Genomic DNA, 12,203 nt, shown 5'->3' with positions numbered 1-12,203 from the left:
GCGGCCCGGGCCCCCCGGCCCCCCGCGCCGCCCGCCCCCGCTGGGGGGGGGGGGGCTTGACCGGGGGTCGCGGGGGCGCCCGGGGCGGGGGGGTGCCCGCGACGGCGCAGGCCGGCCGGGCCGGTCGGTCAGCGGCTGAGCCGGTCGATCACGGCGAGCTCCTCGGCGGTCAGCGGGCCGCCGTTCAGCGCGTCGATGTTCTGGTCGAGCTGGGCGACGCTCGACGCGCCGATGATCACCGAGACCACCCGCTCGTCGCGCAGCACCCAGGAGAGCGCCAGCTGGGCGAGGGTCTGGCCGCGCTGCTCGGCGACCTTGTTCAGCGCCCGCAGCTGCTCCAGCTTCTGGCCGGTCAGCGCCTCCTCCTTGAGGAAGTGCCCGACCGACATCCGCGACCCGGCCGGCACCTCGCCGCTGAGGTAGCGGTCCGTCAGCAGGCCCTGGGCCAGCGGGGAGAAGGCGATCAGGCTGGTCTGCGTCTCGCCGATCGCGTCCAGCAGGCCGTCCTCGGCGGAGCGGTTGAGGATCGAGTAGCTGATCTGGTTCATCAGCACCGGCGTGCCCAGCCCGCGGAGGATCTCCACCGCCTCCCGGTGCTGCTGCGCCGGGTAGTTGGAGATGCCCGCGTACAGCGCCTTCCCGGAGCGCACCGCCGAGTCCAGCGCCCCCATCGTCTCCTCCAGCGGAGTCGAGGGGTCGTAGCGGTGGGAGTAGAAGACGTCGACGTAGTCCAGGCCCATCCGGTCCAGCGACTGGTCGAGGCTGGCGAGCAGGTACTTGCGCGAGCCGCCGTCGCCGTACGGGCCCGGCCACATGTCGTAGCCCGCCTTGGAGGCGATGAACAGCTCGTCGCGGTACGGCCGGAAGTCCTGCGCGAAGAGGTAGCCGAAGTTGCGCTCGGCACTGCCGTACGGCGGGCCGTAGTTGTTGGCGAGGTCGAAGTGGGTGATGCCGCGGTCGAAGGCCCGGCGCAGCACCGCCCGCTGCACGTCCAGCGGCTGCGTGTCGCCGAAGTTGTGCCACAGGCCGAGCGAGACGGCGGGCAGCTGCACGCCGCTGCGCCCCGCGCGCCGGTAGGCCATGGACGCGTAGCGGTCGTCCGAGGGGAGATAGGTCATACCGGCATCCTGCCAGGTGGCGGTGGTGGCGGGGACCTTGGACCCTGCCGGCCGGCGGCCCGCCCGGCGTAGCCTGACGGCAGCCCGGGCGGACGGCCCGGGGCAGTGGGGCGGAGAGGAGCCGCGGTGCCCGGGGCCGACATCACCGACCGCGCCGACCTGGAGCGGCTGCTGCGGGAGTTCTACGCGGCGGCCTTCGCCGACCCGCTGATCGGCCCGTACTTCACCGAGGTCGCCGGGCTCGAGCTGGAGGCGCACCTCCCGCACATCACGGACTTCTGGGAGAGCGCCCTGCTGCGCACCGCCGACTACCGGCGCAACGCCTTCGCCCCGCACCAGGGGCTGCACCGCCGCCGGCCGCTGACCGCCGAGCACTTCGGCCGGTGGGTCCAGCTCTGGCAGGCGGCGGTGGACGGCCGGCACGGCGGCCCGGTCGCGGAGCGCGCCAAGGCCCAGGGCGAGCGGATCGCCCGGGCCATGCTGCGCCGGACCGCGGGTCCGGACACCGGCGGCGGCACGGGCGGCTTCGTGCCGTTGTCGGCCGTCCTGCTGCGCAGCGGCTGACCCGGCGGGCGCGCCGCACGGCAGGGCCGCCGCCCCGGGGCGATCGGAGCCGGCGTCAGGGCCCTGCGCCGCCGGCGGGGCGTCTCCCTCGCATCGCTGGATTCTGTACCTATCAGTATGTACAGTGATCGCCATGAGCACCCAGGACCGTCTGATCGAGAGCACCCAGGAGCTCCTGTGGGAGCGCGGCTACGTGGGCACCAGCCCCAAGGCCATCCAGCAGCACGCCGGCGCCGGCCAGGGCAGCATGTACCACCACTTCACCGGCAAGCCCGACCTCGCCGCCGCGGCACTGCGCCGCAGCGCCGCCCAGCTGCGGGCCGCCACCGAGGACCTGCTCGACGGCCCCGGCACCGCGTACGAGCGGATCGCCGGGTACCTGCTGCGCCAGCGCGACGTCATGCGCGGCTGCCGGATCGGCCGGATGGCGCAGGACCCGGACGTGGTGGCCGACCCCGCGCTGCGGGCGCCGGTCGAGGAGACCTTCGCCTGGCTGCGCGGCCGGATCGCCGGGATCGTCGCCGAGGGCCGCGCCGCCGGCGAGCTCGCCGACGGCCCCGAGCCGGCCGACCTCGCGGCCGCCGTCGTCGCCGTCGTCCAGGGCGGCTACGTGCTGGCCCGCGCCGCCGACGACCCCGAACCCTTCCACCAGGCCGTCCGCGGCGCCCTCGCGCTGCTGCGCACCCCGTAGGAGGCCCGCCGTGCAGGCGATGCAGTACGAGATCACCCTCCCCGCCGACTACGACATGGGGATCGTCCACCGCCGGGTCGCCACCCGGGCGCACCTCACCGACGGCCTGCCCGGCCTCGGGCTCAAGGCCTACCTGGTCCGCGAGCGGGGCCGCGACGGCTCCCCGGTCAACCAGTACGCGCCGCTCTACCTGTGGCACTCCGCCGCCGGGATGGCCGCCTTCCTCACCGGGCCGGGATTCGGCGGGCTGAGCGCCGACTTCGGGCGCCCGGCCGTCCGGCACTGGCTCGGCGCCGGATTCCACCGCGGCCCGGCCGCCTCCGCCGTGCCCGCCGCCGCGACCCGGGTGCTGCACACCCTCGCGCCGGACGCCGACCCGGCGCAGGCGGTCACCGCCGCCCTCGCAGGCCTCGCGGACGCCCCCGGCCTGCACAGCGCCGCCGTCGCCGTCGACCCGGACCGCTGGGAGCTGCTGCACCTCGCGCTCTGGCAGGACACCCCGCCGCCCGGCGCCGAGGGCACCCGCTACCGGGTGCTGCACCTGTCCCGCCCCGGTCTCGACCTGCTCCCCGCCCCCGTGGAGGCCTGACATGGCGACCCCCGCCGACCCCGTCCCCGCCGACCCCGTCCCCGCCGGCCTCACCCCGGCCGTCCTCGACCGCGCCGCCGGCTACCGGGTACTGGCCGACCTCCAGGACGCCGCCACCCGCGAGGCCACCCTGCCCGCCCTGGAACGGCAGGCGCCCGGCTTCCCCGACTGGATCGTCACCAGCCTCTTCGGCGGCACCTACCAGCGGCCCGGCCTCGACGCCCGCGACCGCCAACTGCTCACCCTCGCCGCACTGGCCGCCCTCGGCGGCGTCGACCCGCAGCTGCACGGACACGTCCGCAGCGGCCTGCGGGTCGGCCTCACCGGCGAGCAGATCACCGAGTGCTTCGTCCACCTCGCCCCGTACATCGGCGTCCCCAAGGCGCTGGCCGCCCTGCGGGTCGCCGCCGCCGCGCTGGCGGAGCCGGCCGGCGGGGCGGCGGGCGGCGGGCCGGCGCCGCCGGAAGCGGCGCGGGGAGCGCCCCCGGCGCCGCCCCCGCGCCCACCGTCCGGACGGTGCTCGGCGACCTGCCGCCGGAGGAGCTCGGCGTCACCGACTCCCACGACCACCTCTTCCTCGCCAGTGCGCAGCTGCCCGGCCAGGAGCTGGACGACCCGGCCGCCGCCGAGGCCGAACTGCGCGCCTTCACCGCCCTCGGCGGCCGCTCCGTCGTCCAGTGGACGCCGCACGGCATGGGCGGGCGCCCCGGCGACCTGGCCGAGCTGTCCCGGCGCACCGGCGTCCACCTGGTCGCCGCCACCGGACTCCACCGGGCCATGCACTACGCGGACCGGGATGCCCTGCGCCGGCTCGACCCGGCCGAGCTGTTCACCGCCGAACTGCGCAGCCACGCCGGGCTGGTGAAGGTGGCCGGCGCCTACCACGGCCTCGACGCGCACGCCCGGTGGACGATGGCGGGCGCCGCGGAGGCGCACCGGGCGACCGGGGCGCCGATCGCCGTCCACCACGAGCTCGGCACCGCCGCCGAGGACGTCCTGGAGCTGCTCTGCGGCGACCTCGGCGTCCCGCCGCACCGGGTGATCCTGGGCCACCTCAACCGCTTCCCCGACCTCGGCCTGCACCGCCGGCTCGCCGCCTCCGGCGCCTACCTCGCCCTCGACGGGCCCTCCGCGGCGAACCACGCCACCGACCACCATCTGCTGGACTGCCTCGCCGCGCTCGCCGACGCCGGCCACGCCGACCGGCTGCTGCTCGGCGGCGACACCACCACCGCGGCCGCCCGCGGGAACCCGGGCATGGCGTACCTGCTGCGGCGGATCCGGCCGCGGCTCGGGCCCGACCTCGCGCACCGGGTGTTCACCGCCAACCCGGCCGTCGCCTTCGCGGTGCCCTGGACCCCCCGGCGCACGGATGACCCGGCGCCGGATTCGGGAGCATCCTGGTAGCAGGGACAGGCGGCACGGGCGGGGCCGCGCCGCGGGCAAGGACACCCGGGAGCCGGTCATGAACAGCAGATCCCCCGCAGGCGTGGTCGCCGGTGTGGACGGTTCGGAGCGGGCCGCCGCGGCCGCCGAGTGGGCCGCCGAGGAAGCCGTCCGGCGTGAGTGCCCGCTGCACTTGGTGCACGCGGTCAACACCGGGACGGTCACCCTCTCGCCGCGCACCAGCACGGCCGTGACCGACCTGATCCTGCGCGACGCCGAGGGCACCCTGGACGAGGCGCTCGGCAAGCTCCGGGCCGCCCACCCCGCGCTGCGCATCACCGGCGACGTGGTCCCGCGGGACGCCGCCGAGGCCGTGCTGACCGCGGCCGAGCACGCCGAGCTGGCGGTGGTCGGCACCCGCGGCCACGGCGGCTTCGCCTCGCTGCTGCTGGGCTCGGTCAGCCTGCGGGTCGCCGCCCACTCGGTCTGCCCGGTCGTGGTGGTGCGCGACGCCGAACCGCCCGGAGGCCGGGTGCTGGTCGCCGTCCGCGACGAGCGGGACGGCCCGGCGCTGCGCTTCGCCCTGCGGGCCGGTGAGCGCACCGGGCTGCCGGTGCGCGCCCTGCACAGCTGGTCGCCGGCGGTCGCGGACGTCGGCCACATGGCGCCGATGGTGGACGAGATCGGCGAGGAGGCCCGGCTGCACGAGCAGCTGCTGGCCCGGATCTGCGACCCGGTGCGGGAGGAGTACCCGGACGTGGACTTCCGGGCCGGGCAGGTGAGCGGCGGCACGGCGGCCGCGCTGGTGGAGGCCTCCCGGCAGGCCGCCCTGCTGGTGGTCTCCCGCCGCCAGCCCGCCCCGCACTTCGGCCTGCGGCTGGGTACGGCCGTGCACGCCGTCCTGCACCACGCCGCCTGCCCGGTGGCCGTCGTCCCGCTCTGACCCGCGCCGCCGCAGCCGCCGCGCCGTCCCGCGCCGTTCACGGCGCCGACGGGCCGTTCCGGTGCGGACGGCCGGTTATCGGCGGACGTCCGGGGACGGGCATACTTGACCGTCGGCGCGGGCGGGCGCATCCGTCCGCCCGGATCGGCGGCCGCCGGGTGCAACCGGGCACCCCCGGTTCGGCGTGGGTTCAAGGGGGGCCGGGCGGAGTACCGCCGGGCCGTGCCGACGGGATGCGGACAGTACCGCCAGGTGGTGCCGCGCAGGACACGGGGAGCAGCAGGATCATGGGGCTGACCAGCCATTCGGTGCTGGCGATCGCGGTGGTGGCCGCGATCGCGGCGATGGCCGCGACGGTGTGGGGGTGGCCGCGGCTCGCCCGGACGAACGTCCCGGCGGTGCTGGGCCGGATCGGTGCACTGCTGGGCACGCAGGTCGCGGTGCTGTGCGCGATCGGGCTGGCGGCCAACAACTACTTCGCGTTCTACAGCAGCTGGGACGACCTGCTGGGCACCGGCGGCACCGGGCCCGTCTCGGTGCAGGCCGCCGCGGAGAACCGGCCGGCCGGCGCGGTCCCGCCGCCGGTGGTGAAGGCGCAACTGCTGGGCCACGAGAAGGTGGACGCGCCCGGCGGCGGGCAGGACCCGCAGCAGGTGGGCCAGATCCAGTCGGTGCGGATCACCGGGTCCGCGACCGGCCTGACCACCGAGGCGTACGTCTACCTCCCGCCGCAGTACTTCCAGCCGGCCTTCAAGGACCGCCGCTTCCCGGCCGCGGTCGCCCTGACCGGGTTCCCGGGCGATGCGAAGAACCTGATCACCCGGCTCAACTACCCGGGCACCGCCCTGCAGTTGGTGCAGGCCGGCAAGATGCGGCCGACCGTCCTGGTGCTGATGCGCCCCTCGCCGGCGATGCCGACCGACACCGAGTGCGAGGACGTGGCCGGCGGCGCGCAGGCGGAGTCGTACTTCACCAAGGACGTGCCGCGGGTGGTCGAGGCGAGCTACCGGGTGTCGTCCGAGCCCGCGGCCTGGGGCATCATCGGCAACTCGACCGGCGGCTACTGCGCCCTCAAGATGGCGATGCGCCACCCGGAGGTGTACCCGACCGCGGTCTCGGTCTCCGGCTACTACAAGGCCGCCGAGGACTCCACCACCGGCGACCTGTTCAAGGGCAGTGCGCAGCGCCGCAACGAGGCCGACCTGATGTGGCGCCTCGGCCACCTGCCGCAGCCGAAGCTCGCGGCGCTGCTGGCCGGCCCGCTGGCGGGCGACGGCGACTACAAGAAGCAGACCGACGCCTTCCAGGCCGCCGTCCGCCCGCCGATGACGGTGGGACAGGCGACGGTGGCGCAGGGCGGCCACAACTTCAAGACCTGGACCCAGCTGCTGCCGCCCTCGCTGGAGTGGCTGGGCCAGCACCTCGCGGCGGTCTGAGCCGCCCCGCCCGGTGCTCAGGCCAGCTGCTCCAGGGTGCCGGTGTGCAGCTCGCCGACCCGGCCGCCCTCGCCCTCGTACGTCCAGAAGACCCGGACCGTCAGGGCGGCCAGGTCCATCACATGGCTGACCGTGATGCCGCTCTGCTCCGTCCAGCTGACGAACCACTGCCGGGGGCCGGTCTGCGCGACGTGCAGCGCGACGTCCTCGAACTGGCCGGCCGACTCGCCGAGGCCCTCCCAGCGCAGCCGCCGGCCGTCGGCCGAGTAGGAGTTGCGGAACGCGGCGCCGTTGTCGACCTGGAAGAGGTAGGTGTGGCCGGCGAAGCCCGGCAGGGGCGCGGTCATCTCGGAGTGTCCTCGGCTCGGTGCGGGGATCGGTGCGGCCGGGCGGCCGCACCCCGTTCAACCTAGCGGACGCCCTGATCGTTCCCCCAGCCCCGGCGCGGGGGCACCCCGGCGCCGGGCGCGGACGGGCCGCCCGGACGGCCCGTATCTGTTGGTGCGTCACCGAACGGCTTGTTAGCGTCCCAGTGTCCGCGTCTGCGGACCGTGGTGCCGGGGCGCCGATTCCTGTCCGCTCGGTGCCGGCCGTCCGACCGCGGGAGCAGGGCAGGAGCGGGGGAGCGGTCCGGCCGCGCACCCCGGTGCCCGGTCGCCCCGTTCTGCCCCGGGCGCCCCGAGGTGCCGCCATGCGTGCCCTGACCCTCCCGTCCCGGCTGGCCGCCGCGTTCTGCGCCGCGGCCCTGGTCGCCGTCCCGCTGGCCGGCCGCGCCGAGGCGGCGCCGGCCGTCGTGCAGGACCGGCTCGCGCCGACCGCGATGACCGCCGGCGTCGCCCAGCGCGCCGAGCTCGTGCTGCACTCCTCCGCCTGCTTCTACGCCCGCCGGGTCGGCGTCGCCGTCCGGGACGCCGCCGGGCACGTGCTCGACTTCCCCGGCGGCGCGCAGACCCGGCGGATATGCCCGGCCGGGACGAGCGTCGCCACCGGCGCCCGCGCCCTGCCGGCCGGCACCTACACGGCCTTCGGCACCTGGCAGGACTGGCTCGGCGCCTGGCACGACCTGGCGGCGCAGCCGCTCACCGTCGCCGCCGCCACCGGGCCGGTGACCGCCCCGCCCGCGGCCGGCCGCGCGCTGGCCTTCTCGGAGGAGTTCGACCACCCGATCGCCTGGGGCGCCGTCTGGATGGGCGACTGGACCAGCGCGTACCGCTACGGCAACCACAACCCGGCCGACAACAAGCTCGACTGGCTGACCCGCAGCGCCGTGACCGTGGCGGGCGGCGTCGCCGCCTTCACCGCCCGGCCGTCCGGGCACGTCCTGGAGAACGGCCGGCAGGCCTGGACGACCGGCCTGCTCACCACCGAGGGCACCTCGCAGGGCTTCCGGCTGCGCACCGGCGACTACATCGAGACCCGGGTCCAGCTGCCGAAGGGGCTGGGCGCCTGGCCGGCGCTGTGGACCTGGAAGGACGGCAACGGCGAGGTCGACAGCTTCGAGTACCACCCGGACAACCCCAACCTGCTGGAGCTGACCAACCACGTCCGGCCCGCCGGCACGTACCTGACCGACCCGGCGGCCGTCGCCCCGGGCGGCTGGGTCACCGTCGGCACTGCGTACGGCGCGGACTCGGTCGACTGGTACCTGAACGGCGTCAAGGTCTGGTCGGACGGCACCGGCGTCGGGCCGGACTGGTCCGCGTACCCGATCCTCAACCTGTCGGTGGTCGCGGGCCGCTACCACCCGGCGCCGGCCGGCACCGCGCCGCTCGCCTTCGCCGCCGACTACCTGCGGGTCTACCGCTGAGGCCGTCCGGGCCGGGGCCCGGGCGCCGTCCGGGGGAGCCGGGCGCCGCCCGGCCCCCGCCCCCCGCGCGGCGGTCGGGGGTTTCCCCCGCGGCCCGGGGTGGGGGGGGGGCGGGGCGGGGACTGTGGGTGGGGGGTGGGGGCCGGGGGGGCGGCGGGCCGCGCGGCCGCCGCGCCCGGCTCGTCGTACGTTGGAATCCCCCGGAGCCGAGTGAGGTGGTGGCGATGGCCGAGTACGTGGTGAGCGAGGTCGGCGCGGTGGTCGCGCCGGACCGTGAGGCCGAACTGGTGGCGCTCTACCGGGAGCTGGTGTCCGGCCCGCTGCCGGACGGCCTGCTGCGCACGGAGCTGCTGCGCGGACCCTCCGGGCACTGGCGGATCCAGAGCCACTGGCGGGACATGACGGCGCTGGAGGCGGTGCGCAACGCGCCGGAGCGCCCCGCAGCCCCGCAGCTCTTCCGCCGGGTGGGCACCGAGCCGGAACTGACCGTGTTCACCGTGGCCGCCGCCCAGGAGGCCGACCTGTCGCTGCAGTGACCGGTCAGGGCGCCAGCACCCGGCCGAGCCGGGCCGCGATCTCCCGCATCACCGGCACCAGCGCGGCCTCGCCGTGCTGGTCCTCCAGCGCCCGGATCCGGGCCTCCGGCCCCGACACCGAGAGCGCCGTCGGGGTCGGGGCACCGGGTACCGCCACGGCGATGCAGCGGACCCCGATCTCCTGCTCCTGGTCGTCGACGACGTACCCGGACTCGCGGGCCGCCGCCAGGTGGCGCAGCAGCTCCTGCGGGTCGGTCAGGGTGTACGGGGTGTGCGCCGGCAGCGGCTGGGCGCCGAGCACCGCGCGGGCCTCGTCCTCGGGGAGCTGGGCCAGCAGCGCCTTGCCGACGCCGGTGCAGTGCGGCTGGACGCGCCGGCCGACCTCGGTGAACATCCGCATCGAGCGCCGGGACTGCACCTGGCCGACGTAGACCACCTCGCCGCCCTCCAGCACGGCCAGGTTCGCCGTCTCGCCGGTAACCTCCATGAGCTCCGCCAGGTACGGGCGGGCCCAGCTGCCGAGCAGCCGGCCGGCGGTCTCGCCGAGCCGGATCAGCCGCGGGCCGAGGGTGTAGCGGCGGGCGGTGTCCTGGCGTACATAGCCCTGCTGGACGAGGGTACGGATGAGACGGTGGATGGTCGGCATCGGCAGGCCGGAGCTGGCGGACAGCTCGCTGAGCGCGGCCGTGCCGCCGGCGTCGGCCAGCGCCTCCAGCAGCTGGAAGGCGCGCTCGACGGACTGGACGCCACCAGCGCGTTCGGTGCCTGGCTGGGCTGCGGCGGGGGTGCTGGCCACCGGTGTTCCCTTCGCTCTCGGGGGAGGAGTAGAGTCCCGGCGATCACATCAACAAACCGTTGAAATTCTGTATCGCGGAAACTAGTCTCCACTGTACAGAACGGAACCCACCCGTAGGGGGGTCCGGATCTCGGAAGTTCCCACCGGAACTCCCGTCGCTGGCTCAACCGTCCAAGGAGTGTCCTGCCATGGCTGCAGACCAGGAGACCGTCGGCGCTTCCCCCGCCGCCCCGGTCGTCACTGTCGCCGGTCCGCGCGTCGCCCGCGCCGAGGAGGTGCTCACGCCGGAGGCCGTCGCCTTCGTCGTGGGGCTCCACCGCACCTTCGAAGACCGCAGGCAGGAGCTCCTCGCCCGGCGCAGGACCCGGCGCGCCGAGATCGCCGAGGCCGGCGCCCTCGACTTCCTCCCGGAGACCGCCGGCGTCCGCGCCGGCGACTGGCGGGTCGCCGAGGCCCCGCGCGCCCTGCAGGACCGCCGCGTGGAGATCACCGGCCCCACCGACCGCAAGATGGTGATCAACGCCCTCAACTCGGGCGCGAAGGTCTGGCTCGCCGACTTCGAGGACGCCACCGCTCCCACCTGGGAGAACGTCGTCACCGGCCAGATCAACCTGATCGACGCCTTCGAGGGCCGGATCGACTTCACCTCGCCGCAGGGCAAGGCCTACACCCTCGGGCCCGCCGCCGGCCTCGCCACCGTCGTCGTCCGCCCGCGCGGCTGGCACCTGGACGAGACCCACCTGCTGGTCGACGGCACCCCGGTGGCCGGCGCCTTCCTCGACTTCGGGCTCTACTTCTTCCACAACGCCGCCCGGCTGCTCGCCAGGGGCGCCGACGACCCGAACTCCGGGCCGTACTTCTACCTGCCCAAGACCGAGAGCCACCTGGAGGCCCGGCTCTGGAACGACGTGTTCACGCACGCCCAGGCCGCCCTCGGGATCCCGCACGGCACCATCCGCGCCACCGTCCTGATCGAGACCATCACCGCCGCGTTCGAGATGGAGGAGATCCTCTACGAGCTGCGCGAGCACGCCGCCGGCCTCAACGCCGGCCGCTGGGACTACCTGTTCTCGATCGTCAAGAACTTCCGTGACGCGGGCGAGCACTACATCCTGCCCGACCGCAACACGGTCACCATGGCGTCGCCGTTCATGGCCGCCTACACCCGCCTGCTGGTGCAGACCTGCCACCGGCGCGGCGCCCACGCCATCGGCGGCATGGCCGCCTTCATCCCCTCCCGCAAGGACCCGGAGGTCAACGCGGCCGCGTTCGAGAAGGTCAAGGCCGACAAGGACCGCGAGGCCGGCGGCGGCTTCGACGGCTCCTGGGTCGCCCACCCCGACCTCGTCCCGGTGGCCCGCGCCTCCTTCGACGCGGTGCTGGGCGACCGTCCGAACCAGAAGGACAACCCCGGCTCAGACGAGGCCGTGACGGCCGCCCAGCTGCTCGACATCGCCGGCGCCGGCGGGTCCTGCACCCGCACCGGCCTGCACAACGCCGTTCAGGTGGGAGTCCGCTACATCGAGGCCTGGCTGCGCGGCCTGGGCGCCGTCGGAATCTTCAACATGATGGAGGACGCGGCCACCGCCGAGATCTCCCGCTCGCAGATCTGGCAGTGGATCCACAACGGCGTCGTCCTCGCCGACACCGGCGAGAAGGCCACCGCCGAGCTCGTCCGCCGGCTCGTGGCCGAGGAGCTCGCCGCACTCCGTGCCGAGCTCGGCGAGGCCGCGTACGCCGGTGGGCGCTGGTCCGAGGCCGCCAGGCTCTTCGAACAGGTCGCGCTGGCGGACGAGTTCGTCGACTTCCTCACCCTGCCCGCGCTGCCCCTGCTCGGCTGACCCGAATCTATCCACTCGCAACCGGCCTGCCGCCTGCCAAGTCGGCGCACCGGCTGCGCCCATTGCTCCGTTCCGTACGGCCGCCCCGCCCTGCCCGGCGGCCGTGCGGAACGGCCGTTCCCGGAGGTCCCCCGTGGCGCGCATCTTCTTCAACGGCCAGGCCATGACCGGCGGCGAGTTCCACCCCTCGGTCGCCCCGTACCTGATCGGGCCGGTGCGCACCGCGCCCGGCCACCGCTTCTTCTCGATCCGGGACGTCTGCCCCGGCCTGCTGCCCGACCCCGGTGCCGACGCCGCGGTGGAGGGCGAGCTCTACGACGTGCCGCTGGAGCACCTGCGGGACGTCGTGCTGCCGGGCGAGCCGCCCGAGCTCGAACTCGGCGTGATCACCCTCGCCGACGGCAGCCCCTGCCTGTCCATGGTCCTGGCCCGCGGCGAGCTCGAGCGCGGCGTCCACCGCGAGATCACCGCGTACGGCGGCTGGCGGGCCTACCTC

13 protein-coding genes and 1 pseudogene are annotated in these 12,203 nt (G+C 75.5%); 11 read left to right on the top strand and 3 right to left on the bottom strand.

The genetic code is table 11. The features are described from left to right. Positions 1-128 precede the first annotated feature (128 nt). Positions 129-1,118, bottom strand: coding sequence for an aldo/keto reductase (locus ACFV0G_RS22910; RefSeq protein WP_380550871.1), 990 nt, complete (start codon positions 1,116-1,118; stop codon positions 129-131). 126 nt (positions 1,119-1,244) lie between these two features. Between ACFV0G_RS22910 and ACFV0G_RS22905 the strand changes: the two genes are divergently transcribed. The 7 genes and pseudogenes from ACFV0G_RS22905 to ACFV0G_RS22875 all read left to right on the top strand — a co-directional run bounded on the left by ACFV0G_RS22905 (position 1,245) and on the right by ACFV0G_RS22875 (position 6,727). Continuing rightward, positions 1,245-1,682, top strand: coding sequence for a group III truncated hemoglobin (locus ACFV0G_RS22905; RefSeq protein ID WP_380550868.1), 438 nt, complete (start codon positions 1,245-1,247; stop codon positions 1,680-1,682). Positions 1,683-1,815: 133 nt separating this feature from the next. Continuing rightward, complete coding sequence (locus ACFV0G_RS22900) at positions 1,816-2,373, top strand: TetR/AcrR family transcriptional regulator (protein WP_380550865.1); 558 nt, start codon at positions 1,816-1,818, stop codon at positions 2,371-2,373. Positions 2,374-2,383: 10 nt separating this feature from the next. Further along, positions 2,384-2,962 carry a DUF4865 family protein gene (locus ACFV0G_RS22895; protein WP_380550862.1) on the top strand — a complete coding sequence of 193 codons (579 nt, stop codon included), beginning with the start codon at positions 2,384-2,386 and terminating at the stop codon, positions 2,960-2,962. Between the two features lies 1 nt (position 2,963). Then, positions 2,964-3,359 (top strand): annotated as a pseudogene (locus ACFV0G_RS22890) (carboxymuconolactone decarboxylase family protein); the annotation flags it as partial. Positions 3,360-3,478: 119 nt separating this feature from the next. After that, positions 3,479-4,369, top strand: a complete 891-nt coding sequence (locus ACFV0G_RS22885) for a phosphotriesterase (protein WP_380550859.1) — start codon at positions 3,479-3,481, stop codon at positions 4,367-4,369. Between the two features lie 58 nt (positions 4,370-4,427). Beyond that, positions 4,428-5,291 carry a universal stress protein gene (locus ACFV0G_RS22880; RefSeq protein WP_380550856.1) on the top strand — a complete coding sequence of 288 codons (864 nt, stop codon included), beginning with the start codon at positions 4,428-4,430 and terminating at the stop codon, positions 5,289-5,291. 287 nt (positions 5,292-5,578) lie between these two features. Further along, positions 5,579-6,727: an alpha/beta hydrolase gene (locus tag ACFV0G_RS22875; protein WP_380550853.1), complete on the top strand. Its 1,149-nt coding sequence runs from the start codon at positions 5,579-5,581 to the stop codon at positions 6,725-6,727. A gap of 17 nt (positions 6,728-6,744) precedes the next feature. On the opposite strand, the gene ACFV0G_RS22870 is transcribed toward ACFV0G_RS22875, so the two are convergent. Further along, positions 6,745-7,074 (bottom strand): hypothetical protein, encoded by a 330-nt coding sequence (locus ACFV0G_RS22870; protein WP_380550850.1) that lies wholly within the window; start codon positions 7,072-7,074, stop codon positions 6,745-6,747. A gap of 344 nt (positions 7,075-7,418) precedes the next feature. Between ACFV0G_RS22870 and ACFV0G_RS22865 the strand changes: the two genes are divergently transcribed. Continuing rightward, positions 7,419-8,534 (top strand): hypothetical protein, encoded by a 1,116-nt coding sequence (locus ACFV0G_RS22865; RefSeq protein WP_380550847.1) that lies wholly within the window; start codon positions 7,419-7,421, stop codon positions 8,532-8,534. 224 nt (positions 8,535-8,758) lie between these two features. Beyond that, positions 8,759-9,070: an antibiotic biosynthesis monooxygenase gene (locus tag ACFV0G_RS22860; RefSeq protein ID WP_380550844.1), complete on the top strand. Its 312-nt coding sequence runs from the start codon at positions 8,759-8,761 to the stop codon at positions 9,068-9,070. Between the two features lie 4 nt (positions 9,071-9,074). Here the strand turns inward: ACFV0G_RS22860 and ACFV0G_RS22855 are convergent, their stop codons facing one another. Beyond that, positions 9,075-9,866: an IclR family transcriptional regulator gene (locus tag ACFV0G_RS22855; RefSeq protein ID WP_380550841.1), complete on the bottom strand. Its 792-nt coding sequence runs from the start codon at positions 9,864-9,866 to the stop codon at positions 9,075-9,077. 188 nt (positions 9,867-10,054) lie between these two features. Between ACFV0G_RS22855 and aceB the strand changes: the two genes are divergently transcribed. Together aceB and ACFV0G_RS22845 are read left to right on the top strand one after the other, a co-directional pair. Further along, positions 10,055-11,707, top strand: coding sequence for a malate synthase A (aceB, locus tag ACFV0G_RS22850; protein WP_380550838.1), 1,653 nt, complete (start codon positions 10,055-10,057; stop codon positions 11,705-11,707). A 133-nt stretch (positions 11,708-11,840) separates the two neighbouring features. Then, a partial coding sequence (locus ACFV0G_RS22845; protein ID WP_380550835.1) for a gamma-glutamylcyclotransferase occupies positions 11,841-12,203 on the top strand: 363 nt, incomplete at its 3' end.

It is taken from the genome of Kitasatospora sp. NPDC059571 (genome assembly GCF_042735675.1).
Lineage (GTDB): Bacteria > Actinomycetota > Actinomycetes > Streptomycetales > Streptomycetaceae > Kitasatospora.
Note: the sequence above shows the minus strand (reverse complement) of the source record. Positions and strands in the feature narration are given on the sequence as shown.